The sequence below is a fragment of the Corynebacterium sp. HMSC065H09 genome (genome assembly GCF_001812845.1).
In the GTDB taxonomy this organism is placed as follows: domain Bacteria; phylum Actinomycetota; class Actinomycetes; order Mycobacteriales; family Mycobacteriaceae; genus Corynebacterium; species Corynebacterium jeikeium_D.
Genome location: NZ_KV810590.1, coordinates 7048 through 30633 on the forward strand (window position 1 = coordinate 7048; position 23586 = coordinate 30633).

The 23586-nt window shown below is 59.4% G+C and carries 21 protein-coding genes; 10 read left to right on the plus strand and 11 right to left on the minus strand.

The window, feature by feature from the left end; all coding sequences use genetic code 11:
- Positions 1–203 precede the first annotated feature (203 nt).
- A complete protein-coding gene (locus tag HMPREF2878_RS07155) occupies positions 204–824 on the minus strand; it encodes a transglycosylase family protein (RefSeq protein WP_070653135.1) in 621 nt (206 codons plus the stop codon).
- A gap of 870 nt (positions 825–1694) precedes the next feature.
- Here HMPREF2878_RS07155 and HMPREF2878_RS07160 point away from each other — a divergent pair.
- Positions 1695–2126: a cold-shock protein gene (locus HMPREF2878_RS07160; protein WP_005511873.1), complete on the plus strand. Its 432-nt coding sequence runs from the start codon at positions 1695–1697 to the stop codon at positions 2124–2126.
- 72 nt (positions 2127–2198) lie between these two features.
- Here the strand turns inward: HMPREF2878_RS07160 and HMPREF2878_RS07165 are convergent, their stop codons facing one another.
- Positions 2199–2693 (minus strand): DUF2771 family protein, encoded by a 495-nt coding sequence (locus HMPREF2878_RS07165; RefSeq protein WP_016423315.1) that lies wholly within the window; start codon positions 2691–2693, stop codon positions 2199–2201.
- A 122-nt stretch (positions 2694–2815) separates the two neighbouring features.
- Complete coding sequence (locus tag HMPREF2878_RS07170) at positions 2816–3976, minus strand: glutaminyl-peptide cyclotransferase (RefSeq protein WP_070653137.1); 1161 nt, start codon at positions 3974–3976, stop codon at positions 2816–2818.
- A gap of 23 nt (positions 3977–3999) precedes the next feature.
- Here HMPREF2878_RS07170 and HMPREF2878_RS07175 point away from each other — a divergent pair, with 23 nt between their 5' ends.
- The 3 genes from HMPREF2878_RS07175 (at position 4000) to HMPREF2878_RS07185 (ending at position 7247) form a co-directional block, all read left to right on the plus strand.
- A complete protein-coding gene (locus HMPREF2878_RS07175) occupies positions 4000–4692 on the plus strand; it encodes a DUF3027 domain-containing protein (RefSeq protein ID WP_224433761.1) in 693 nt (230 codons plus the stop codon).
- 158 nt (positions 4693–4850) lie between these two features.
- Positions 4851–6365 carry an NCS2 family permease gene (locus HMPREF2878_RS07180; protein WP_070653139.1) on the plus strand — a complete coding sequence of 505 codons (1515 nt, stop codon included), beginning with the start codon at positions 4851–4853 and terminating at the stop codon, positions 6363–6365.
- A gap of 9 nt (positions 6366–6374) precedes the next feature.
- Positions 6375–7247, plus strand: coding sequence for a TrmH family RNA methyltransferase (locus HMPREF2878_RS07185; protein ID WP_070545908.1), 873 nt, complete (start codon positions 6375–6377; stop codon positions 7245–7247).
- 3 nt (positions 7248–7250) lie between these two features.
- Here HMPREF2878_RS07185 and HMPREF2878_RS07190 read toward each other — a convergent pair whose 3' ends face one another.
- From HMPREF2878_RS07190 to serC, 3 genes are all read right to left on the minus strand, one after another.
- A complete protein-coding gene (locus HMPREF2878_RS07190; RefSeq protein ID WP_070595312.1) occupies positions 7251–8156 on the minus strand; it encodes a DUF6928 family protein in 906 nt (301 codons plus the stop codon).
- A 15-nt stretch (positions 8157–8171) separates the two neighbouring features.
- Positions 8172–9296, minus strand: coding sequence for a septation protein SepH (gene sepH / locus HMPREF2878_RS07195; protein WP_083295721.1), 1125 nt, complete (start codon positions 9294–9296; stop codon positions 8172–8174).
- Positions 9297–9437: 141 nt separating this feature from the next.
- Positions 9438–10574, minus strand: coding sequence for a phosphoserine transaminase (gene serC, locus HMPREF2878_RS07200; protein ID WP_070605449.1), 1137 nt, complete (start codon positions 10572–10574; stop codon positions 9438–9440).
- Between the two features lie 725 nt (positions 10575–11299).
- Between serC and HMPREF2878_RS07205 the strand changes: the two genes are divergently transcribed.
- A complete protein-coding gene (locus tag HMPREF2878_RS07205; RefSeq protein ID WP_016423307.1) occupies positions 11300–12595 on the plus strand; it encodes a citrate synthase in 1296 nt (431 codons plus the stop codon).
- A gap of 215 nt (positions 12596–12810) precedes the next feature.
- The gene (locus HMPREF2878_RS07210) at positions 12811–13170 is read left to right on the plus strand and encodes an FKBP-type peptidyl-prolyl cis-trans isomerase (RefSeq protein ID WP_005511805.1); all 360 of its coding nucleotides are present in this window, start codon (positions 12811–12813) and stop codon (positions 13168–13170) included.
- A gap of 244 nt (positions 13171–13414) precedes the next feature.
- Here the strand turns inward: HMPREF2878_RS07210 and HMPREF2878_RS07215 are convergent, their stop codons facing one another.
- Positions 13415–14896, minus strand: a complete 1482-nt coding sequence (locus HMPREF2878_RS07215; RefSeq protein ID WP_070653141.1) for a carboxyl transferase domain-containing protein — start codon at positions 14894–14896, stop codon at positions 13415–13417.
- Positions 14897–15004: 108 nt separating this feature from the next.
- On the opposite strand from HMPREF2878_RS07215, the gene HMPREF2878_RS07220 reads away from it, so the two are divergent.
- A complete protein-coding gene (locus HMPREF2878_RS07220; protein WP_070653143.1) occupies positions 15005–15991 on the plus strand; it encodes a ribokinase in 987 nt (328 codons plus the stop codon).
- 113 nt (positions 15992–16104) lie between these two features.
- Here the strand turns inward: HMPREF2878_RS07220 and HMPREF2878_RS07225 are convergent, their stop codons facing one another.
- Genes HMPREF2878_RS07225 through HMPREF2878_RS07240 form a run of 4 tightly spaced genes read right to left on the minus strand, consistent with a single transcriptional unit; the run spans position 16105 to position 19167 of the window.
- Positions 16105–17370 carry an ABC transporter permease gene (locus tag HMPREF2878_RS07225; protein ID WP_016423304.1) on the minus strand — a complete coding sequence of 422 codons (1266 nt, stop codon included), beginning with the start codon at positions 17368–17370 and terminating at the stop codon, positions 16105–16107.
- Entirely contained in the window at positions 17367–18272 is a 906-nt protein-coding gene (locus HMPREF2878_RS07230; protein WP_069359659.1) for an ABC transporter ATP-binding protein, read from the minus strand. Before HMPREF2878_RS07230 ends, HMPREF2878_RS07225 begins: the two co-directional genes overlap by 4 nt.
- 59 nt (positions 18273–18331) lie before the next feature.
- Positions 18332–18901 carry a hypothetical protein gene (locus HMPREF2878_RS07235; protein WP_049189717.1) on the minus strand — a complete coding sequence of 190 codons (570 nt, stop codon included), beginning with the start codon at positions 18899–18901 and terminating at the stop codon, positions 18332–18334.
- Between the two features lie 2 nt (positions 18902–18903).
- Complete coding sequence (locus HMPREF2878_RS07240) at positions 18904–19167, minus strand: helix-turn-helix transcriptional regulator (protein ID WP_042388879.1); 264 nt, start codon at positions 19165–19167, stop codon at positions 18904–18906.
- A gap of 133 nt (positions 19168–19300) precedes the next feature.
- On the opposite strand from HMPREF2878_RS07240, the gene HMPREF2878_RS07245 reads away from it, so the two are divergent.
- The 3 genes from HMPREF2878_RS07245 to HMPREF2878_RS07255 all read left to right on the plus strand — a co-directional run bounded on the left by HMPREF2878_RS07245 (position 19301) and on the right by HMPREF2878_RS07255 (position 23476).
- Entirely contained in the window at positions 19301–20167 is an 867-nt protein-coding gene (locus HMPREF2878_RS07245) for an aldo/keto reductase (RefSeq protein ID WP_069359658.1), read from the plus strand.
- A 61-nt stretch (positions 20168–20228) separates the two neighbouring features.
- Complete coding sequence (locus HMPREF2878_RS07250; RefSeq protein ID WP_048733677.1) at positions 20229–20981, plus strand: enoyl-CoA hydratase; 753 nt, start codon at positions 20229–20231, stop codon at positions 20979–20981.
- Positions 20982–21022: 41 nt separating this feature from the next.
- Positions 21023–23476 (plus strand): HAD-IC family P-type ATPase, encoded by a 2454-nt coding sequence (locus HMPREF2878_RS07255; RefSeq protein WP_070653145.1) that lies wholly within the window; start codon positions 21023–21025, stop codon positions 23474–23476.
- Positions 23477–23586 lie beyond the last annotated feature (110 nt).

A 23586-nucleotide genomic window follows, 5' to 3' on the forward strand; every position in this document is an offset into this window, starting at 1 on the left:
CAAGCCATTTTTCGGGCCATTTTTGTCATAAACGCAGTCACTAACTCGCGTTGGCACGCCGTCGCCAGCCATAAACGCAGGCAGTAATTCACGCAGTCACTATCTCGCGTTGGGTCGGCACCGCCAACCTGCGGAAGGCAAAAAGTAGCCCCGAGGGGGATTACCCTCGGGGCTACTGTGATGAGCTGGCTAGCTCGAAAGTCTTAAATCAGACCCTGCAGCTTCGACAGGTCGAACGGAATGGCTGCGACCAGTTCCTGCGGGAGCTCAACCTCGCCGGTCAGTGCACGGAACTCAGCGATGAGTGCCTGAGCGTCGGACAGGCTGTTGACGTTGGACAGGCGGTCAGCGAACTGCTGAACCAGGTCAGTCTTGGAGTCGGAAGCAGCAGCTGCCGGAGCGGCCTGTGCGCGAACAGGAGCGGAGCCCTGGCTCGGGTGCGGACGATCGGTCGGGCCGGAGGAGAGACCCAGGCTTGCGGAGCAAGCCGGCCATGCGCCCCAACCCTGCTGAGCCAGAACCTTCTCAGCAACGTAAATCTGCTGCTCGCGGGAAGCCTGATCAGCGGTCGAAGCGAACTCGTTACCACCGAAAGCGTTCCAGGTGCTTGCGGAGAACTGCAGACCGCCGTAGTAGCCGTTTCCGGTGTTGATGTGCCAGTTGCCACCGGACTCACACTGTGCCAGGCGGTCCCAGTCGGAGTCCGGAGCTGCAGAAGCGGTCGGTGCGAAGATAGCGGCACCGGCACCGAGGATTGCGCCGGTCAGTGCAACCTTTGCCGAAGTGGAAGCGAAGGTGTTGGTCTTAGCTGCGTGGCGAGCCATATGAAAATTTCCTTTTCGTCGATTTTCTTTGTGGCGCCAGTGGGGCTAATGCAACCCCATCTCACTCTTATGGAAAGTTCTTCACGTTATTGATAACGGGCCGATGTCATCGCACTGGAGTGAGATGAAGGCGATCTATGCGACTTCGTCCGTTAAACGCGTCGATTGCACACCGTAGCGGTTGATAACGAAATAGTCACGCGAATCGCCGGATTCTTAATTTTGAGCGCAGGTGGGAAATATGCATAAAAGTAGGTGAAACTGCAGGTAAGAGACGTGACTGTTATTGGTGTTGTGTAAGTTAAAACTTCAAAATGTGATAAAGCTCACGTTATCGTCTTGTTATTTTTCCTGTTTTGGCGCGTCTCCGGTACTTGAAAAGAGGTCATAAGAGATAGCCATAAAGAACCAACGCTGGCAGTTAGTTGCCGTCTCGGTGTGTCAATCCGCGAGCGTGCTCGCTTCACTCAAATCCGTCTTCCCTTTATGTCCCCATCTATGGGTATAATTGAGTTCTTTAGGTAATCGGAGGTGACGTGCACATGCACGCCGCTACCGCTGCCGCCACTTCGCACTAGTAAGCAGTAATAAATAATGTGTTCCCCGTTGGAGTGCGTCCTGTTTTGGTCGCACCTTAATTAAAGGAACACCATTAAGACAGCGCCCGGCCCGGCATATCCTCGCGATCCTGTCTGGCCAGGCTCGCCGCGAGCGAGCCTCTAACTCTGGCCGTTTGTGCGTGCGAGGACGGTGGCAAATGCGGAAGAATTGCATCTCCGATCCGAAGACCCCGAAGGGCAGTCACCGCTGCACAAGGGGGAACGAGGTTGAGTGCCCCCAGTCACAGGGCACGGGAAGGTTAGGTGGAAAGTGCCCATCGGTAAGGTCAGGTGGTACGACAAGGATCGCGGTTTTGGCTTCGTTTCGAATCCGGACGGTGAAGATGTCTACATCGGCAAGAACGTGCTGCCGAAAGGTGTGGAAGAACTCGTAACTGGTCAGCGCCTGGAGTACGACTACGCTGACGGCCGCCCAGGCCCGCAGGCCCTCCGGATCAAGGTGCTCGACGAGGGACCGCGCGGTGCCCGTCACCGCCGTGGCGGGGCAGGTGGGGGCGCAGGAGCCCGTCGTCAAGCAAAGAAGCACAGCCCCAGCGATCTCAACGGCATGATTTCGGACATGATTTCCATGCTGGAGTCGACGGTGCAGCGTGACCTGCGCGCCGGGCGTTACCCGGAGCGTAAGGACGGCCACCAGATGGCTGAAGTCCTGCGTGCGGTCGCGCGCGAGCTGGACTCGTAAGTCGGTAGAAGATGTGAAAAACGCCCGCTCACGAAGGTGGATAACCTCAGTGAGCGGGCGTTTTGCTGTGCTTTACGACGGTTCGTTGACGATCGACCAAGTAATACCGTAGGTGGTCTCTTCACCCTCGGAGTTCTTTCCGATGAGCGCGGTGGAAACCTCCACGACCCCGAGTGGGGTGCGTTTGCCGGCAACAGCTGCGGAGCCGGCGATGGTCTCGGTCGTGGCTTCGCCCGGATCCTTGCGAGAGGTGGAGTTGACCGCATCGTCGGAGAAGAAACGCTGCAGAGTCCAAGAGTTAGAGCCAACAGTGGAGCCGACGTTAACCTCAGCTGTCTCCTGCTCGCCCAGGGAGATCTTGGCGGCGTTGGCCTCAGTCGTGGTGCAGGCATTCTTCTCAAAGAGGTCGCAGACACGGTAGGGAAGAACCTCTGTGGTTTCGCCGTCCTGAATGACCTCGATGGACAGCGCGTGCGGGTCGTCGATTGCCTGGTTGGTCCACTTATTGACAGCAAGGACAATGCCGGTGACGACAAGACCCACCACGACAATAGCGCCGACAACCATGAACGCCTTACTATTCTGTTGCCAGCGGCGCCTACTCGATCCCATCAACTCTCACTTCCCGACATTCGTAACGGAATTGAAGCTACGTTCAGTCACACTAGCCGTTTTCGGGCCAGATACTGCTATTCACTCACGGTAACACGGTAGGCCGTGGGCCATTTCTTGCCTGTGAGCAGGAACTGGCGGGGGCCATTGGGGGAGGTAGAGGAAGAATCCGGCATTAGAGCAATGCCGTTGAGCACATCAATACTGTTTTGCTCTGCTGGGGAGAGCTGCGCGTACAAGTCGCGGAAGAGTTCGGTGGCATCGACGATACCTGTGACCTTTCCGTCTTCCGGGTTGATGCGGTAGATGAATGGACTCTGCCAGACGTTGGCCCAAATCTCGCGGTGCGATTGCGGGGAGTTTGGTCCGTCCGCGTTGCTCTGGTTGTTTGAATCGCTCGTGTCCGCTGGTGCTTCGTCCGGCACTTCGTCCGGAGCTGCGTCGCCGTCGACAGTGACGCACTCGAGTTCGTTGAGCCACGTTGTCTCTGTACCTGCTGCAGTGACGGGCAGTTGACGCTGGGAAGAGAGGTCATCGGGGGCGCGGAAAGTGAGGGTGCCACTGCCGTCGGAGGTCACGATGGTGTCCTCGAAGGAGCACGCGCCCCAGCCCTCGGTGTCGAAGGGAACCTCGCGACGCTGCTTGAGAGTAGCCGCGTCGCGTTCAATGGCGCGTCCTTCCTTCCACGTCAGCTGCCACACGGTATCTCCATGACGGGTAATCCCCTCGCCGAAGAGTTCAGGCTGTAAATCTTCCACGTTGGTCGGCTCGGCTGCAGAGTTGTCGAGCCACTGCGGTAATCGGTAAATCTGGGACTCGCCGTAGAGGCCAGTACCCATCAACAAAGAGCCATCGGGTTCGAACTCAAGGCCCTGGACAAAAGGCGCAGCGACATTCTTCTCCGTGGGAAGTGGTGGAGCCAAGACAGGATAGGACTGCTCGATGGCCAGTTTCAGTGTCGGAACGTCACCGAGCCCCGGCACCTTATCGGCACCGACCAGCTCGGAGGGATTAACCGATGCCGAAGTCGACCTTGGGGCGGTGCCGGAGTTCGAGTCCGCACTAGCGCCACTAGAAGGGGCCTCGCCTGAGGGATCGCCACCTGAACCAGTTTCAGCCGCACAGCCGGCCAATAGGGCGGCAGTTGCCACGGAGAGGATGGCAGCTCGGACCGTCGTAAAGCGTGATGAGTGGAAAGGGCGGGCGAGTTTTGCATCGCCCGACGGGAATCTGTCCATAGCTTCACTCTAGGATAGGAAACGTGACTGAAAATCGACGACGTTCCCGAAACAGCCGCCGACGGGGGAAGGTGATGAATCACCAGGCGGTCGACACTGCCCGTACCGCGATTGAAGAGCTCGGGGAGGGGCCTGCCGGCGCGCACACCGGTGTAAGTGTCGTAGGCGAGGGCGTTGCGGTGCATCGTTTTGCGGCTGACCTGCCCGGATACAGGGGCTGGGAGTGGCATGTGGTGGTCGCGTGCGCGCCGGGCACTCAACAGGCGACGGTCAGTGAAGTGGCTCTTGTCCCTGGCGAAACCGCGCTGCAGGCGCCTGAATGGGTGCCCTACGAGGAGCGGCTGCGCCCCGGTGACCTCGGTCCGCGCGATTTGTTGCCGGCTGCAGTGGGAGATGAGCGACTCGACGGCGATGACTTGCAGACCCGCACCTTGTCGGCGCGTGGTGTGGAAGACACCGAGCAGCGTTGGGAAGAGGGCGATACCGGCCCCGAGAGTGACTTTGCTCGGGAAGCATTGCACCGCTGCCGAACCTGCGCCTTTATGGTCCCGCTGACCGGTCCGCTCGGTAAGAACTGGGGCGTGTGCGTTAACGAATGGACATTCGATGCCACGGCCGTAAGCTTTGACCACGGCTGCGGTGCTCACTCAGCTATCCCGGAAGTAACGGGGCAGGGTGCACCGGTGGCGGAACCCTACCAGGATTCCCACCTGTAGCTTTCCACCTAGGCAAACGCGATGACGAAGAAGGTGCAGTTTCGACGCCACTGTGGCCCCAGAGACTGCACCGTTACGGATTTCGGCACAAAAATTCCGCTCTGACACGGATAAACACGTGACACGGATAATAAAGAGACTCTAGAGAGGCATAAAAAATGGACAAAGGTACGTCCACCTCTGCAACATCCTCAGATGAGGCGAAGGACTCCAAGCCTGCACGGAAGGGGAGCCATCTTTCGGCAGTGGACCGCTATTTTCACATCACGGAGCGCGGTTCGACGACCGTGACCGAGATTCGCGGTGGCGTAGTGACCTTCTTCGCGATGGCCTACATCATTCTGCTCAACCCGCTGATCCTCGGCAATATCGAGGATGTCAACGGCAATAGCCTGGGGATACCACAGGTCGCTGCTGTCACCGCGCTCGCCGCGGGTGTCATGACCATTACTTTTGGTCTCTTTGCCAAGTACCCCTTCGGCATTGCGACGGGCCTGGGCATCAACACCCTGGTTGCCGTGACATTCGTTGCTAACGAGGGGCTGGCCTGGGAAGAAGCGATGGGCCTGGTCGTGCTGGACGGCGTGATTATCGTGCTGCTGGCGCTGACCGGATTCCGCACAGCTGTCTTCCACGCGATTCCGTCCGATATGAAGGCCGCGATGAGTGTGGGTATCGGCCTATTCATTGCCATGATTGGTCTGGTCGACGGTGGCCTGGTTCGCCGTATTCCCGATGCCGCTGACACGACTGTCCCGGTGCAGCTCGGCATCAATGGTCAGATTGCCTCGTGGCCGACCGCCGTGTTCGCCCTCGGGCTGATTATCTGCGGCATCATGGTTGTCCGCAATATTCCAGGTGGCCTGTTCATCGGCATCGTGCTGAATACCATCATTGCGCTCGCAGTCGAGGCCTTGACGGATGCGGGCCCCTCCTTCGCTGATGGCAAGCCAGTGCCGACCGGTTGGAATCTCGCGGTACCGACTCTGCCGGACCGCGTAGGCGGCATGCCGGACTTGTCCCTCGTTGGAGCTGTGGATCTTTTCGGATCCTTTGCCCGCGTCGGTGCCCTCAGCGCCACCATGCTGCTGTTTACCTTGGTCCTGGCGAACTTCTTCGATGCCATGGGCACGATGACTGGTCTGGGCAAGCAGGCCGCACTTGTCGATGAAGACGGTGTGCTGCCGGACATGAAGCGCGCACTGGTTGTCGAAGGCACCGGTGCCATTGTCGGTGGTGCAGTCAGCTCCTCGTCGAACACCGTCTTTGTGGACTCCGCAGCGGGCATCGCCGATGGTGCACGCACTGGCCTTGCCAACATTGTCACCGGCATCCTCTTTCTGGCAGCGATGTTTTTCACCCCGCTCTATGAAATCGTGCCCATCGAGGCTGCCGCGCCAGTGCTGGTCATCGTCGGTGCCATGATGATCGGGCAGATTACCGAGATTGATTTCACCCGTTTCGACATCGCACTGCCGGCATTTTTGACTATTGTCACCATGCCGTTTACCTACTCGATTGCAAATGGTATCGGCATCGGTTTCATCACCTTTGCTGCGATGGCTATCTTCTCGGGTCGTGCCAAGTCCGTACATCCGCTGATGTGGATTGTCTCCGGCCTGTTCATCATCTACTTCGCCGCCGATCCGTTCACCGCTCTGCTGGGCGGCTAAAGAGTTTCCATGAGTACCACCACATCCCTCGAACGCTTTGCGCCCATCGTCGTCGACGATCCCGCCGACAGCCGTCTCGATGACATCCGCAACCTCAACAAGTCCGATTCCCGCCCCGATTTGCCCGGTGGGAAGGGGCTGGTCATCGCCGAAGGCACGCTCATTGTGCCGCGGTTAGTGCGCTCACGCTTTCCGCTCCGCGCAGTCTTTGGTACTCGCCAGAAGCTCGCATCGCTTGCCGACGGACTGACCGCGAGCGAGGCCGCTATTGCGGAAACGGTGCCCTGGTTTGAACTCGACCGCGAGGTTCTGGCCGCAGCGGCCGGATTTGATCTTCACCGCGGCCTTCTGGCCACCGCTGACCGCGCGCCGGAGCTATCGGTGGACCAAGTTCTGAGCGGAGCCACCACCTTGGCCGTGATGGAGGGAGTCGGTGACCACGAGAACATCGGAGCCCTGTTCCGTAACGCGGCGGGCATGGGCGTGGATGGGGTCGTCTTCGGCGCGGCCTGCGCCGATCCGCTGTATCGCCGCAGCGTGCGCGTTTCCATGGGGCATGTGCTGACAGTCCCATTTGCGACTCTGCCCGGTACTACGACCACCTGGCAGCGAAGCCTGGACCAGCTCAAAGAGCAGGGCTTCCGCGTGGTGTCGATGACCCCTGCGGGCACGGTGGACCTGTGGGATGCCATGGACACGGACAAGGTCGCGATTCTCGTTGGCGCTGAGGGGCAGGGGCTTACCGAGCACGCGATGGCAGCCACCGATGTGCGTGCTCGCATTCCCATGTCACCGGGAACTGACAGCCTGAATGTGGCTACCTCCGCGGCGATCGCGTTCTACGAGCGACTGCGCGTTCAGTCGCAGCGCGCAGGGCGGTAGAAACTATTTCCCGAACTTGCCTCGCGCCCGCTGCCAGGTGCGGCCAGCGAAGTTCTTGGCCTTAGCCCCAAAGCGACTGAGCTCCTCCAGAAAGTCTCGGTTCGGCTCTGCGTTGTGAACTTCGTAGTCGTCGTAGGCGCGGTCAAGCTCTGCGCCAGACTCGGACGAACCCGGCTCACCCATTAGCCCGCGTGGACTACGAGACGTCGAATACGAAGCCCCGGGAGCCGCACGACGGCCATCCACCGCAAAACCACTAACAGGGATATCGGTAGCGGGCGAATGCGGGTCGAATCCGAGCCAGTCGGTGATGACGGCGTCGGCAAGCTCTGCCGGAACGAACGGCAAACCGACCCCCTCGCGTGGACGTGAACCCGTACCTTCGAAAGCATCGGGCAGCGGGCGGTGCTTGCCCGCCCAGAAGCTGCCCTCTGCGGGGCAGGGAAGACCGATGTCTTCCAGTGTGCGGTAGCGAGTAGCGGAGAAAGCACGCTTGAGCTCACCATCGTGCCAATGCGCAAAGGCACCGAAGCCCGTGGATTTATTCGACACACTCGCGTAGACGTCCGTGGCGGCAATCTCCTGGCGCAGACGAGGCGACAGCTTGGACAGCTGCGAGACATCATCGAGAACCGTCTGCAGTACGGCAACGCCCTCAAATCCACCGATGTAGTATTCACCGTCACCGGTTTCCGCCGAGCGGTTGAGCGGGAAATCACCAATCGGTGTTACCGGCAACGTCGAGTCATAGAGAGCTAGGAAACGACGCCCGAAACCGCGGTCATGCTGAACACCTGTCTCCAGGGTCGCAGCAGGGTCATTGGTGCTGATAAACCAAATCGTGACTACACCGCGGCGAATCGCGGAGAATTCGAAATCAGAAGCGTTGCCACTGTTCATGGAGCTCATTGTCGAGGGAAACTCCTACTTCTTCGGGCCGTTCGGACGTACGCCGAGTAGCACATCCTCCCACGACGGCATGACAGTCTTCTTCTTGCGCTTCGGCTGCTCCGCGTCCGGGTGCTGCAAGAACTCCGCCTCGTCAACATCGTCGTCGACGTCGCTTTGCGACGGAACATCCTGCTCCCCGTGGCCTCGCTGCGGCTCCGCCGAAGACTGCCATGCGGCTGGCATCTCAGAGGTATCCGCGGTATCAGCAGCTCGATTGGCCTGCGGAGCCAAGTCTCGGTTGCGGCGGGCAAAGTCGGGGTCAATCAGCTCTGCTGCCAGCTCATTGCGAGCAATGGTGAGTGCGGAAAGTCCCTCCGCCTGGTAACTCCACTCAGCTACGTTGGTGGTGTGGCCGACATTCCAAGTAACCGTCACAATCCACTGTCCACTCGGGTCGCGGTAGGCATCCCACGAGGCATCGGCGAGTTCCTGGCCACGAGCGGCAAAAGCGGTGGCGAGAATCTCCCACAGGGACAACTTGGCCGGGCCATCAATGCGACGTGGCTTCGACTGCTTGCCGAGCTCCGCAATACGTGCGCGCTCTGCAAGCACCGGGTAGGCGAAGGACTCAATCTTGCGCGGCTGCATGCCGCTGTACTCAATGAGCTCCTCCACCGTCTGACCGCTGCGAATGCGGTCCTGAATTTCGCGCGGCGACAAAACTACGCGAGGCTCTTCCAGAACAGGCTTCGGCGCCGTTGGAGTCTTCTTCGGTGCCCCGCCTGCCGTAGCGGAGTTGCCGGCCGCCTCGCTGCCTTCGGCCGCGTCGCCGCTTGCGGTGGTGGCTTCCGCTGTGCTGCCACTAGTGGAACTTCCGTCGGTGGAGCCCCTCTCTGCGGTAGCACTCTCCCCAGAGCTACCGCTGGCAGTGGCGGTGGCGGCGCTGGATCCGTCGGCAAGCGATGCGGAATCAGCTGCAGCAGGGGAACCGGCGGCATCGGCGAGCTCGAAGTGCTCGACCAGGAAAGTGCGCAGGTTCTCGTCGAGAGGCAGCGTGAAGCGAAGTCCCTCCTGCCGTTCCTGCTCGGTGATATCGGCGGGAACGAGAATCAGTGAATCGGTCACATCGCCGTCCAGAACGGGCTTCAGCTCCCTCATGCGAGAACCTCCTTGTTGGTCGACGTTATAAGTAATGCTCACTAATCATGGTAAACGACAAAACTCCCGCGTCACGGACAAATGGGGCAATGCCCTTGCGCGTGGCGCGGGAGTTATGCGGCTGAGGCCGGTATTTGGCTGTTACTTTGCAGCGTAGCCGTTGTCCAGAACCCAGTCGATAGCGCCAGTCAGACGACGGATGTCCTCCGGGTCGATGGCCGGGAACATACCGATGCGCAGCTGGTTGCGGCCCAGCTTGCGGTACGGCTCGATGTCGAGGATGCCGTTGGCGCGCAGAACCTTGGCAATCTGTGCGGCGTCGATGTTGTCCTCGAAGTCGATGGTGCCGACGACCAGCGAGCGCTTTGCAGCATCGGTGACGAACGGAGTTGCCTCCGCGCGGTTCTCAGCCCAGTTGTAGAGGTGGGAGGAGGACTCGGTGGTGCGGGCAACCATGCCGTCGAGGCCGCCGTTGGCGTTCATCCACTTGACCTGATCAGCCAGCATCAGCAAAGTGCCGACGGCCGGGGTGTTGTAGGTCTGGTTCTTGCGGGAGTTATCAACGGCAGTCTGCAGGTTCAGGTAAGCCGGGATGAAGCGGTCGGAAGAATTGATCTTCTCAATACGATCGATGGCAGCCGGGGACATTGCAGCCAACCAGATGCCGCCGTCAGAAGCGAAGCACTTCTGCGGGGAGAAGTAGTAGACGTCAGCCTGGGACATGTCGACCGGGAGGCCGCCGGCACCGGAGGTGGCATCGATAGCCACGAGCTGGCCCTCGGAGCCTGCCGGGCGGGTGACCGGAACCATGGTGCCGGTGGAGGTCTCGTTGTGAGCCCAACCAATAAGGTCAACGCCCTCTTCGCCAGCGACAACCTCAGGTGCGGAACCCGGCTCTGCTTCGATGATCTGCGGAGCGTCGAGCCACGGAGCCATCTTGGAGGCCTTGGCAAACTTGGAGGAGAACTCACCGTAAGTCAGGTGAGCGGACTTCTTCTCGATGAGCCCAAAGGTGGCAGCATCCCAGAAAGCGGTTGCGCCGCCGAGGGACAGGACAATCTCGTAGCCTTCCGGAAGCTGGAAGAGCTCAGCCAGACCCTCGCGAACCTCACCAACAACGTTCTTCACTGCCGGCTGACGGTGGGAGGTACCCATGATAGAGGTACCGCCGTCAACGATTGCCTGAATCTGTGCCGGGCGAACCTTCGACGGACCGCAACCAAAGCGGCCGTCGCCGGGCTGGAACTCTTCAGGGAGGACTGGGAATTGATCGCTCATATGAGGCGCAACCTTTCAAAGTGCATTCAAAGTGAAGCTTGATATACAGCCGTTGTCTTCAAACTCTAGCGGTAATCGGGGGTACTTATAGCAAAAGGGTGGGGTTCAATTGCCCCCGCTTCCGTACTTTGCATAACAAAACAGGGTGGATTGGCGTATTTGCAAAGTTTGCGAAGAATTTTTTCCAGTTTTGTTGGTGCTGAAAACTTGGCGGTGTGGGGCCTCGGGCGGGCGGCGAGGGGTGAATTATTGTGGATTTAGTCGATGTGTTTTCGGGCGTCGGCTCAATGACTTTTGAACTTTTAAAGACATTGGCTGTTGAATGGGCTCCTGACCTCCTGATTAGTAAATGAGCAGTGACAACGTAATAAACCCGTTTTTTCCATTTGCATTTCGGGGTGAAGAAGGGTCAAGATTGGGTAAGCCCAGGCTGCCCGAATGGGGTAGAGGGTGTTGCACTGCTCACACTCTTTGATATTGTGTGTTCTAATCCACTGCAGGTGTCGGTTCTTTATGGTTACGACACGGTCGATGTGAACTAAGCAAACTTTTTTCACTGGGCAAGATGCAATGGAACGCAAATGTCGCGCATAATTGAATCATTGAAAACAATGCGACCCCGAAGGGGTGGCGTGGAGTTGGGAGGCAGCATGCTGTTTTCCGCTGTGCCTGCTTCCCCCGCACTCTGGAGTCGTTAAGAAGAATTTTTCTGTGAAAGGGAAGTTGTGGCTACTAAAGACGGCAAGGCTGTACTCCACTACCCGGGCGGCGAGTTCGAGATGGACATCGTCAAGGCAACCGAGGGTAACGACGGTATCGCACTGGGCAAGATGCTCCAGGAAACTGGACTGACCACCTTCGACCCGGGCTACACCGCCACCGGTTCTACCGAGTCCAAGATCACTTACATCGACGGCGGTAACGGCATCCTGCGCTACCGCGGTTACCCGATTGAGCAGCTGGCTGAGAAGGCTACCTTCAACGAGGTTTCCTACCTGCTGATTCACGGCCACCTTCCGTCTGAGGAAGAGCTTGCGCAGTTCAACCACGACATTCGTCACCACACCCTGCTGGACGAGGACTTCCGTCGCGCATTCAGCATCTTCCCGCGTGGCGCACACCCGATGCAGACCCTGGCTTCCTCGGTCAACATCCTGGCTTCCTACTACCAGGACGAGCTGGATCCGCTGAACGAAGAGCAGCGCAACCTGGCTGCGGTTCGCCTGATGGCTAAGGTCCCGATGCTGGCTGCATACGCTTACCGCGCATCCAAGGGTGAGCCGTACATGTACCCGGACAACAACCTGAACGCTCGCGAGAACTTCCTGCGCATGATGTTCGGTTACCCGACCGCTGACTACGAGGTTGATCCGGTAGTGGTTGACGCTCTGGACAAGCTGCTCATCCTGCACGCTGACCACGAGCAGAACTGCTCCACCTCCACCGTCCGCATGGTCGCTTCCTCCGGCGCTTCCATGTTCGTCTCCATCGCTGCTGGTATCAACGCTCTGTCTGGCCCGCTGCACGGTGGCGCTAACCAGGCTGTTCTGGAGATGCTCGAGGACATCCAGCAGAACCACGGTGGCGACGCAACCGAGTTCATGAACCGCGTGAAGAACAAGGAGCCGGGCGTCCGACTGATGGGCTTCGGTCACCGCGTCTACAAGTCCTACGACCCGCGTGCAGCTATCGCTAAGAAGACCGCTCACGAGGTGCTCCAGCACCTCGGCGGCGACGAGCTGCTGGATTTGGCTATGAAGCTGGAAGAGATTGCACTGGCTGATGACTACTTCGTCTCCCGCAAGCTCTACCCGAACGTTGACTTCTACACCGGTCTGATTTACCGCGCCATGGGCTTCCCGACGGACTTCTTCACCGTCCTGTTCGCCATCGGCCGCCTCCCGGGCTGGATTGCTCAGTTCAACGAGCAGGTCACTGACCCGGCATCGAAGATCAACCGCCCTCGCCAGATTTACACCGGCGAGACCGAGCGTGACTTCGTTCCGCGCGACCAGCGCTAAGGTTTCTAGCGATTACTGCGTAGGGGGTTCCTCGCAGGTAACTCAGCATAGAAAAGTCCAGCGTTGAAAACGCGAAAAGGCGCGTACTAGCCTTCGAAAGGTTGGTACGCGCCTTTTATTTTTCCTAGAATTCTAAGAAACCCCATTTAAGTTGGGTCCATTTACGTTGGGCTGAATACCAACTGTGAAAAAGCCAACTGTGATAGGAGATTGTCTTGTCCAAGCCAGAACTCACTGCTAAGTCCGGTCCGGCTCCGACGGAACTCGTCATCAACGACCTCACTGTCGGTGACGGCAAGGAGGCCACCCCGGGTGCTCGTGTCGAGGTCCACTACGTGGGTGTTGACTACGAAACCGGTGAAGAGTTCGACTCTTCCTGGAACCGTGGCCAGTCCATCGAGTTCCCGCTGAACGGCCTGATTGCCGGTTGGCAGGAAGGCATTCCGGGCATGAAGGTCGGCGGTCGTCGCGAGCTGATTTGCCCTCCGGAGAAAGCTTACGGCCCGGCTGGTGCAGGACACTTCCTGTCTGGTAAGACCCTGGTCTTCGTCATCGACCTGTTGGACGTTAAGTAGAAGTCCGCATGCTAGCTCTGTTGGCCGGCTGAGCTTCGCTCCGCTTCGCGGTTCCTGCCCATCCCTCCGTCGGCGGTTTGCAGGATTTCCGGCGAAGAAAGTGACTGCGTTTATGACACTTCAGGCGTGAAAAATTGCCCAAAAGTGTCATAAACTCAGTCACTTTCTTGCTTTCTGAGGTTGGGGTGGGGGGCTGAAGGCCCAAACCAGCCCCACGCCAGCCCCACACCAGGCCCCAGCCCCCTTACTCGCTCAGCGCGAAGCGACGGTAGTGGTCGAAACGCTGCTCACGGCCAACGCGAGCCGGATTCTTCTCTAGCTCCCAGAGGGCGTGCTCGATAGCACTCAGAGCACGGCGGGGCAGTTCGGCCGGATTCTCAGGTTCGGCCACAATCTCGTCGATGACCCCGGTCTTCAGCATGGCCTCGGCGCCAACGCCCTGCTCCTCCATCATTTCCGGGGCATGCTCGGTGTCTCGGTAGATAATCGCCGAAGCACCCTCCGGCGGCAACGGAGACATCCAGGCATCGTGCATTGCCAGCACGCGGTCAGAGGGCAGCATGGCCAGCGCACCGCCACCGCAGCCCTGGCCGAGAATGAGTGACACGGTCGGAACCTTCAAGTTCACCAGCGTGGTCAAGGTGCGGGCAATCTCGCCGGCCATGGCATTTTCCTCGGCGTCCTTGGTCAACTCAGCGCCTGGGGTGTCAATGACCGTGACCAGCGGAATGTTCAGGCTTTCCGCGATGCGCATCGCACGGCGGGCAAAACGCAGCGAACCCGGCCCCATTGGATGCGTGCCCAGCGGCGGCTGGTTATGGCGATCCTGGGCGACCAGAATCACCGGCCGCTCACCAATCCGCGCCAGGCGAGCCCGAACCGACAGCGACTTGTGGCCATCGCCAGTGCCGGAAATCGGCACGGAGCAGTCGACAAGGGCATCGATAATGTCGCCGCCACCTGGACGAGAAGTATCGCGGGTGCGCAGGATAGCTTCCCAGGTATCGCAACCGTCAATGGCTGCTACTGGCGGTGGGGTGGGTTCGCTGGGGTCTCCGTCGGCAAGCACGTCGATGGTGCGGCGGACAGCGCCGCGCAGACCTTCGAGCGGAATGATGCCGTCGATAATGCCCTGCTTGAACAGGTTCTCGGAGGTCTGAACGCCTTCGGGCATGGGTTCGCCGGTAGCGAGCTCGACGACGCGCGGGCCGAGGAAGCCAAGAAGCGCGCCGGGCTCTGCGAAGGTGAAGTGGCCTGCCGACCCCCACGACGCCATGACACCACCGGTGGTGGGATTGCGCAGGTACACCAGGAATGGCAAGTGAGAATCCTTGTGGCGCGCCACTGCGGTGGTAATAGAGATCATGAGCGCGAACGCCGCAGTGCCCTCCTGCATGCGAGTGCCGCCCGAGGTCGGGGAGAGCAACAGGGGCAGCTGCTCCGCAGTCGCGCGCTCGATGCTGCGAATAATACGACGAGCGGTTGCGGCGCCGATAGAACCGCCGAGGAAGCCGAACTCAGAACAGATGACGGCGACGCGCTTGCCGCCGACGGTGCCTTCACCGGTGATAACGGCCTCATCGAGACCGGTTTTCTCAGAGGCTCGGGACAGTGTGCCGCGGTAGGACTCGTCGATGTTGCCATGCTCGGGCGCGCCGTCCCAGGAGGTGAAACTTCCGTGGTCGAGGACGGTATCTATTACTTGTTGGGCGCTGATTCTAGCCATACCTCCACGGTAGTAAACAAGGGGTAAACCGGCTTAGTTGATGGTGGGCGGAAAGGGGTAGCGCTATTGTCGGAACAAACGTGTCCGCACTACCGAGGAGTCGAACCAATGCCGATTACTGAGCGCCTCACCGAGCTGGCTGAACAGAGGCCAAACGTATGTGTCGTCGGTTCCATCAACGCAGACCTGACTGTCACCGTGAAGCGCCTGCCGCATGGTGGCGAGACTATCGAGGGCAGTCCTCTGCGCATTCTGCCGGGCGGTAAGTCGGCGAATCAGGCGGCGACGGCTGGAAGACTGGGCGCGGCCGTGGAACTGGTCGGCGCGGTCGGTTCGGATCCCAACGCGCAGTTGCTGCGCGACGCGCTTACCGACGCTCACGTGGACATCTCCGCAGTTGAGACCGCCGACTCCGCCACTGGTACAGCCATGATTGTCGTCGATGACGCGGCGGAGAATTTCATTGTCATCTCCGCTGGCGCCAATGGTGAAGTCGATGCTGAGATGGTGCGCAGTCATGCGGACAAGATTCAGCGGGCTGGGTGCCTCGGTCTGTGCCTGGAGATTTGTGATGAGGCTGTCCTGGCCGCCGCACAGATTGCCCACGATGCGGGTGTGCCGGTGGTGTTCAACCTGTCGCCGATTCGGGCGGTCAGTGAGGATCTGCTCGCGCTGGTCGATGTCCTCATTGTCAACGAGCACGAACTCGCAGCCATCATCGGCTCCGAGCGCGCGGTCGCCGGTTGCGAGCACGGTCAGTGGGATGCGGTTGGGCGCGTGCTTGCCGACGAACACGGGATTTCCACGGCCATTGTCACACTTGGCGGGGAGGGGTCTGCGGTCTTGAGGACGTCGGAAAGCGAGGTGGCAGTCACTCGCATTCCAGCGCTGCCCATCGAGGTCGTGGACACCACGGGCTGCGGTGATGCGTACATGGGTACGGTCCTCACCGCGTTGGCCGCGGGCGATGATGTGGTGACGGCAGCTCGTCTTGCGGCGGTGGTCTCGGCTCATGCGGCGACAGGCGTGGGGGCGCAGACCTCCTATGGCGAGACAGGAAAAATCGCGAAGTTTGCGGCGGACCATGGTCTATAAGGTGCGCTGCGCAAAGGCCTATAAGGTGCGCTGAGCAAACTACGCGATTGACGATTATTCGGTTTTAGGTGACCGTGGCCGAAGGAGCCACGCTCTTTTGGGCAGGGCTGGGGCTAGCTCTTGGCTGTCAGAGCCTTCTTCCAGCTGACCGCGGCACCGGTGCGCAGGACATTGCGCGGGTAGATCCAGGCGGCGAGTGCGATGACTGCGGCTACTCCCACAACCATGATTAGCAGCGAAGCCGCCAACTGGAGTGCGGAGAAGTTGCCAACGGCGTACTGCATCGGGGCAGTGGTGATGGAAACCGGTGGAATCCACGCTGCAATCTGCATGACGGTAGAGTCCAGCTTGCTCCAGCCAAACAGCGGAACATACATCGTGATCAGCGAGAACACCAGTACCGGCATCTGTGCGCCCTGGAAATCTTCCATACGGCTGACCAAGGATGCGGAGGCTGCATACAGCGCGGCGAAGAAGAAGTAACCGAGGATGAAGCACGGGACCAGCAGCCAGACTGCGGACCACGGCACATCGAAGCTCTCCGCCAATCCGGTAATCATGAGGGCAACTGCGGCGCTGGCGGTCAGCACGCTCATCATGATGATGCCAGCCAGACCGGCGCCGAGGATCTTGCCAGCCAGCAGGTGCGCCGGGCGAACGGTCGAGAGAATGATCTCGATGACGCGGGAGGACTTCTCCTCGATGACGCTGGTGGCCACCGCGCCGCCGAAGACGAGGATGGCGGTCATCATGACCATCACACCAATCAGTGTGATGACCACTGCGGGCATCTTCTCGTCTTTGGCTTCATCCAGCGACTCCACCGACACGGCTGCGCTTTGAGTCTTGGAGAAAAACTCGCTGGGGTTGATTCCGTTTTCGCTGAGCAGCATGGCTTCATTTTGTTTCTGCAGCGATTCCTGCAGCATTGGGGCCAGCCAGGATGGGGCGTCGTCGGCAAGCAGCTTCCACGAGCCCTCCTTGCCTTCTGCGGTGTCGGGGACGAGAGCGGCGTCGGCGTCGCCGTCGGTGACGGCAGCGCGAGCGGCCTTGTCGTCTGCCGCGGACGTAATCTCCAACGGTGAGAGCGATGCTGTGGCAAATGCGCCGGCTGCGGCATCCGCGCCTTCAGCATCCTTTATTTCGGCGGTAGCGTCGGCGAGAGAGTCCGCGAACGGCGCTTCTCCGACGACCGCGATTTTTACGGTGTCATTATCGGACTTGGAGGTCATGTAGTCGGCAACGAAGATACCGCCGACGGCCGCCACTGCCATGATGATGAGCGTGATTAGCGAGCTTTTCTTCAGCAGATGCTCGCGGAGTTCGCGGACGAAAACAGTCTTGACGGCCGTTGAGGCGTTGTAAGTGTTGGTGCTCATTGCTGTACGGCCTCCTGGTAGAGCTCGGTAAGTGGAATTTGCAGAGGTCCAAACGAACGGACCGTTCCCGCTGCCATCGCGCTGTGTAGCAGCTTCTGGTCGGTGTCGGCGGGGGCGTTGGAATCGAGGTGAACGACGGTGGCACCATGGGTATCACGCTCCACGCTTGTCACGCCCTCGACGGAGGTCGCCCAATCCTGGGGCGCACCATCGAGCTTGACGACGAAAGCCCGTGGGCCCCGTGCTCGCAGCTCATCAACAGTGCCTTCCACGAGCATGCGGCCGTCGCGGATGATGCCGACGCGGTCACACATGCGCTCGACAAGGTCGAGCTGGTGGGAAGAGAACACAATCGGGGTGCCGCGGTCGGCGTACTCCTTGAGTACGGAGCTCATCACCTTGACCGCAACTGGGTCGAGACCAGAGAAGGGCTCGTCGAGGACTAGTATTTCTGGGTCGTGGACGAGGGAGGCTGCCAGCTGCACGCGCTGCTGATTGCCGAGCGAGAGCGTGTCGACCTTGTCGTTGGCACGCTCGGTGAGACCGAGGCGCTCCAACAAGTTGTCGGCATTGGATTCCGCGCGCTTGGTGGGCACACCGTGTAGGCGAGCAAAGTAAATCAGCTGCTTGCGGACTTCAGCCTTGGGGTAGAGGCCGCGTTCTTCTGGCATGTAGCCAATCGTGCGGCGCAGCGAGTCATTCATCGGGGTATCGCCGATGCGCACCTCGCCTTTATCGGTGGCCAGCACGCCCAGGGCAATGCGCATAGTGGTGGTCTTGCCGGCACCGTTAGAGCCGACGAAGCCGTAGATTTCTCCAGGGTGAACTTGGAAGCTCATGCCACGGAGAACCTGCAGGTCTCCGTAGGACTTCTCAAGCCCGTCAATAATGAGGCTGTTCATGGTGATCCTTAGATTGAGGAGTGAAGGGCAGAGGAGGGATATGAGTTTTTGAGCCCGTACTAGTCGTCGCGCAGATTCCAGGCGTAGACGACGGTGGGCAGCGTGGAAATGTAGAGGAAAGCGATAATTCCGAAGATTCCGAAGCTGTACGGAATGTAGCGTCCCCAGTCAGGTTGCGCGTTCAGGACATAGGTGCCCACCAGAACGAGAGCAAGGAAGGCCACCAAGCCGAAGTAGGTGAAGCAGCGATATGTCAGCCCCCGCAGGTTCAGAATCTGTTCCTGCTGGTATTCGTCCAGTAGCGAGGTCGGTGCGCTGTCAACCATGTCGACTGTGATGTTGAGGCTGGTCCAGACGACGACCATAATGAGGGAAATCACTGGCCAGAGCAGAGAAAGCCATCCCGGGAAAATATCGGTCAGGCTACCGAGAAGCGCGATGCCGCTCAGCAGCATCAGCACAAGGCACACCTCGAATGCGATGACCAGCTTCCGCCGCGCCGCCTGGTTGCGCCACTTGGGCAACCAGCTCGACATCTGCTCGACACGCTTTGTGTACTTCGCTTCGCGCCGGGCTTCTAGCTTTTCGAAAAAGTTCGGTGTTGCGTCTTCAGTCCGAATAGCTGGCATCGTTAGCTTTCCTTTCGGTATAGGGCAGAGGACATGGGCTTGAATTCCTCGCGAGAAAACACCGCCTCAACGGGGAGATCGAACACCGCGCAGATGCGAAATGCCAGATCCAAGCTGGGGTAGTGGTCACCTCGCTCCAACGCGCCAATCGTTTGAGGATTGACCTCTACTTGTTTGGCTAGTTCGGCTCGGCTGAGTCCGTGTTCTGCCCGCAGCACTGAAATTCTGTTGAATATCGGTTCTTTGGGTTTAATCTTTGGGGACACACTCCAAAGTGTTATATAAACACAACGCTACGTCAACTGTTCGCAACAAAATGAAGCGCACTCACCTTTCTAAACCGCAGGTCAGCGGGGTAGAAAAAATCTAAAAAATTTTCAGTCCGTACACTCGGTTGGCATGACCACACTCAATCTGAAGTACGATGCAGCGACAACCGGAATTGCCAACGTGGAAATGGTCGATGGCAACGCCATCCCGATTCTGGGGTTCGGTACCTACAAGCTTGACGATGAGCAGGCGCGCGAATCCGTGCGCTACGCCCTGGAAATCGGCTACCGCCACATCGACACCGCATCGCTCTATCGCAATGAGCGAGGGGTTGGGCAGGGTATTGCTGATGCGGTCGCTGCGAACGTCGTAAAGCGTGAAGATATCTTCGTGACCACGAAGGTCTGGAACGATGCGCAGGGGTCGGCGGCGACGCGCGAGTCCGTGCGGGCATCTTTAGAACGGCTCAGCCTTGACTACGTTGACCTGGTGCTTGTGCACTGGCCGGTGGAGAAGCAGGGGACGTTTGGGCAGTGTTTCGATACGCTGCTGGAGCTCAATCGTGAGGGGCTGATTCGCTCGGTTGGTGTGGCGAACTTTTACCCAGAGGTGCTCGACCAGCTCTCGGAGACTCCGGTGGTCAACCAGATTGAGCTGCATCCGCAGTTCCCGCAGAATGAGCAGGTTGAAGACGATCGTCGTCGCGGTATTGTCACGCAGGCTTGGTCGCCGTTGGGGCGCGCGAAGTACTTTGAGGGCTCGCCGATTGCTGAAATCGCAGATCGCCTGGGTAAAACTCCCGCCCAAGTTGCTATCCGCTGGCACCTTCAGCGTGGCATCGTGGCCATCCCGAAGTCGGGCACGCCGTCGCGCATCAAGGAGAACTTTCAGGTCACCGACTTTGAGCTCACCGACGAGGACATGGAAACGATTGCGTCGATGGCGCGTGCCGACGGGCGCCTGAGTGGCGACCCGCGGGTATTCGGCAACGAATAAGCGAATTTAGATTTGCTTATAGCCCCATCACTATTGGTGTTTCGCGGGTAGCCTAAATGCTATGACGAACCCAGCATCTGAAATCCGCGTCGAAGCCGACGGCGCAATTGTCACTATCACCATCGACCGAGATCATAAGCGCAACTCCCTGACTGCCGACGTGTGTCGTGACATCGCCGATGCGGTGGAAGCTGCCGCTGAGGTTCCAGAGCAGCGCGTTATCCTGCTGCGCGGCGAAGGCCGCGCTTTCTGTGCGGGCGCCGACCTGAGTGGCCAGCACCATGAAGATTCCTTCCACGAACAGCTCCGTCGAATGCTGCGCACAATCGAGGCCAGCCGTCTGGTGGTTATTGCGGATGTGCAGGGGCCGGCTGTCGGCGCTGGCATGCAGCTGGCGATGGCAGCTGATTTGCGCGTCGTGGGTGAGCGCGGCTGGTTTATGATTCCGCCGGTCAAGCTCGGTATCGCTGTCGATGCCTGGACAATTCGCCGCGTACGCGTACTCGTCGGCGGTGCCCGCGCCCGCACTATTTTGTTGGCGGCCGAGCGCATGGATCAGGAAGCCGCCCGCGGTTGTGGTCTGGCTTCCTACCTTGGTGGTCCGGACAAGGCGGAGGAGGTAGCGCTTCGTATCGCCACCTACGCGCCCCTGTCGCTGGCCTACCACAAGGCAGTGCTCAACGACGATGAGACACATAGCCCGTTGAAGGACTACCAGCAGGAGCTCTACGACACGGTGTGGGCTTCCGAGGATGCTGCGGAGGCATCGAAGGCGCGAGCCGAAAAGCGCGAACCAAATTTCATTGGCAAATAGGTCGAATAGGTTCAGCAATTAGGCGAATAGGGTAGGCAGGCATGGGCTCGTGGAAAACTCCCGACAGTGGTCTTACTCAACAGCAGGTCCAGCAACGCATCGAGTTGGGGCACGTCAACGAGCTGCCGCCAACATCCGGGCGCAGTGTGTGGGACATTATCCGTGCCAATGTGTTTACCCGGATTAACGGTATTCTCGCTGTTTTATTCGCAGTCGTGCTCTATACCGGCTCAATCGTCAACGGTGCCTTTGGTCTGCTGATTATCGCCAACTCTATCGTCGGCATCATCCAAGAACTGCGTGCCAAGCGCACACTGGACAAGCTTTCCATTGTCGGCCGTGCAAAACCCATGGTCATTCGCGACGGGGAGCCTGCTCGCGAGATCGACCGCGAGTCCGTCGTCCTCGACGATCTCATCGAGGTTGGTCCCGGTGACCAAATCGTCGTTGACGGTATTCTCCGCTACGCCTCTGACGTGGCTGTCGATGAGTCCTCTCTCACCGGTGAATCCGATGCCGTCGATAAGAGCGTTGGGGACATGGTCTACTCGGGTTCCTCGGTCGTGGTGGGGTCGGCGCGATATCAGGCCACCAAAGTGGGCAAGGAGGCTTACGCCGCCAAGCTCGCAGCTGAGGCCAACAAATTCACGCTGACTGATTCCCAGCTCTTCCGCGGCATCAACAAGATCCTGACCTACATTTCCTGGATTCTCATTCCCGTCGGCGCCTTGGCAATCTATACGCAGCTCTTTGTCGCCGGCGATGATTTCAACGATGCGCTGCTGGGGATGGTCGCCACGCTGGTGCCCATGGTTCCTGAGGGGCTTGTCCTCATGACCACCATCGCATTTGCCCTTGGGGTGGTGCGCTTGGGGCGACATCGCGTGCTGGTCAATGAGTTGCCCGCCATCGAAGGTCTCGCGCGTGTCGACACCGTGTGTGTCGACAAAACTGGCACGCTCACTGAAAATGCGATGCAGCTAGTGGAAGTCGACATCGTATCGGGTGACGGTACCTCCCGCGATGAGGTCGACTCCGCACTCATCGATCTGTGCAAGCTCGACGATCGCCCCAACGCAACGGCTCGTGCACTGCTCGAGGGGCTTGCGGACGCAGGGGGCGTCGTAAAGCATGAACAAACCAAAACCCGCCCCTTTACCTCGGCGAATAAGTGGTCGGCGCTGACGTATCACGGCGGTGCGACGTGGGTTTTCGGCGCGCCCGATGTGCTTGTCGACGACTCCGCGGTCGGCATGCAGAAAGCTCGGGAGCTTATGGAGGAAGGACTTCGTGTGCTCCTGCTCGCGCGGACCTCAGTTGGGGCAGATGACCTGCCCGGCGGTGCGCTGCGGAAGAGTGGCGAGGTGGAGTTGGAGCCAGTCGCACTTGTCGTGCTGGGGCAGAAGGTGCGTTCAGATGCGGCGGACACGGTGGCCTACTTCTATGAAGAAGGCGTCGAGGTCAAGGTCATTTCTGGTGACAATGACCGCTCCGTGGGGGCTGTTGCACGTGAGCTGGAAATGGAGGGGGCTAACAATCCTGTCGATGCGTCTGAGCTTCCGGTCAGCCGCGATGAGAATAGCGAAGCCAAGCCCACCGAGATCCGCAACGAGTTCGCAGACATTGTGGAGTCGCGGCAGATCTTCGGCCGTGTCACGGCGGAGAATAAGCGCGATATGGTTCATGCGCTGCAGTCGCGGGGGCATCATGTGGCGATGACCGGTGATGGTGTCAATGATGTGCTGGCGCTAAAAGCGGCGAACCTGGGCGTGGCTATGGGCGATGGGGCGCCGGCGACACGTTCGGTTGCGCAGTTGGTGCTGTTGGATAATCGCTTCGCCGTGATGCCGATGATTGTGGCGGAGGGGCGTCGCGTCATTGGCAATATCGAGCGTGTGGCCAACCTCTTTTTGACGAAGACCATCTACTCGGTGGTGCTGGCGCTGGCTGTGGGGCTGTGGGGGATGGATTATCCATTCGAGCCGATTCACGTGACGATTACGGGTTGGTTCACAATTGGAATCCCGGCGTTCGTGCTGTCGTTGGCTCCTAACTTGGAGCGTGCGCGCGATGGTTTCGTGCGGCGCGTGTTGCGCTTAGCGATACCGGCGGGCATCACGGTGGGGTTGTTGACCTTCATGTTTTGGTTGTGGGCAAACCCGGGAGTCGACGCCAGCGATGCGGCACGAGGGGAGGCGTCTACTGCGACCCTCATTGTGCTGATTGTTTCGGCATTTTGGGTTTTGGTGGTCGTGGCTAGGCCATACACCTGGTGGAAGGTTCTGTTGCTGGCGGTATCGGCAGGAGCCTACCTGTTCATCTTCTCGGTTCGTTCAGTGGCCACAGTGCTTAATCTGTACTGGGTAGGGCGGGAGCTGTTGATTCCCGCGCTGATCGTGGGGGCCATCGGCGCGGTCATTATCGAAGCGCTGTGGTGGTGGCGTCAGAGTAAGCCATTGCCGGAAGAAGCGGAGAACACGAGTACAACGGCGTAAATGGGGGTAGTAAAAACGGCGCCTAAGTATGCAGGTAATGGCGTTTTTGGGGGTGCCTTAAGGCTCGCTGAGAAGTAGTTAGCCGCATTTAACTTCTTTGCTAACTGTGT

Coding starts and splice junctions, on each gene's coding strand:
- HMPREF2878_RS07215 (WP_070653141.1), bottom strand. CDS start 14,896: ATGGCTAGAATCAGCGCCCAACAAGTAATAGATACCGTCCTCGACCAC.
- HMPREF2878_RS07180 (WP_070653139.1), top strand. CDS start 4,851: ATGGACAAAGGTACGTCCACCTCTGCAACATCCTCAGATGAGGCGAAG.
- HMPREF2878_RS07155 (WP_070653135.1), bottom strand. CDS start 824: ATGGCTCGCCACGCAGCTAAGACCAACACCTTCGCTTCCACTTCGGCA.
- HMPREF2878_RS07170 (WP_070653137.1), bottom strand. CDS start 3,976: ATGGACAGATTCCCGTCGGGCGATGCAAAACTCGCCCGCCCTTTCCAC.
- serC (WP_070605449.1), bottom strand. CDS start 10,574: ATGAGCGATCAATTCCCAGTCCTCCCTGAAGAGTTCCAGCCCGGCGAC.
- HMPREF2878_RS07245 (WP_069359658.1), top strand. CDS start 19,301: ATGACCACACTCAATCTGAAGTACGATGCAGCGACAACCGGAATTGCC.
- HMPREF2878_RS07190 (WP_070595312.1), bottom strand. CDS start 8,156: ATGAGCTCCATGAACAGTGGCAACGCTTCTGATTTCGAATTCTCCGCG.
- HMPREF2878_RS07165 (WP_016423315.1), bottom strand. CDS start 2,693: ATGGTTGTCGGCGCTATTGTCGTGGTGGGTCTTGTCGTCACCGGCATT.
- HMPREF2878_RS07185 (WP_070545908.1), top strand. CDS start 6,375: ATGAGTACCACCACATCCCTCGAACGCTTTGCGCCCATCGTCGTCGAC.
- HMPREF2878_RS07225 (WP_016423304.1), bottom strand. CDS start 17,370: ATGAGCACCAACACTTACAACGCCTCAACGGCCGTCAAGACTGTTTTC.
- sepH (WP_083295721.1), bottom strand. CDS start 9,296: ATGAGGGAGCTGAAGCCCGTTCTGGACGGCGATGTGACCGATTCACTG.
- HMPREF2878_RS07230 (WP_069359659.1), bottom strand. CDS start 18,272: ATGAACAGCCTCATTATTGACGGGCTTGAGAAGTCCTACGGAGACCTG.
- HMPREF2878_RS07255 (WP_070653145.1), top strand. CDS start 21,023: ATGGGCTCGTGGAAAACTCCCGACAGTGGTCTTACTCAACAGCAGGTC.
- HMPREF2878_RS07220 (WP_070653143.1), top strand. CDS start 15,005: ATGCCGATTACTGAGCGCCTCACCGAGCTGGCTGAACAGAGGCCAAAC.
- HMPREF2878_RS07235 (WP_049189717.1), bottom strand. CDS start 18,901: ATGCCAGCTATTCGGACTGAAGACGCAACACCGAACTTTTTCGAAAAG.
- HMPREF2878_RS07250 (WP_048733677.1), top strand. CDS start 20,229: ATGACGAACCCAGCATCTGAAATCCGCGTCGAAGCCGACGGCGCAATT.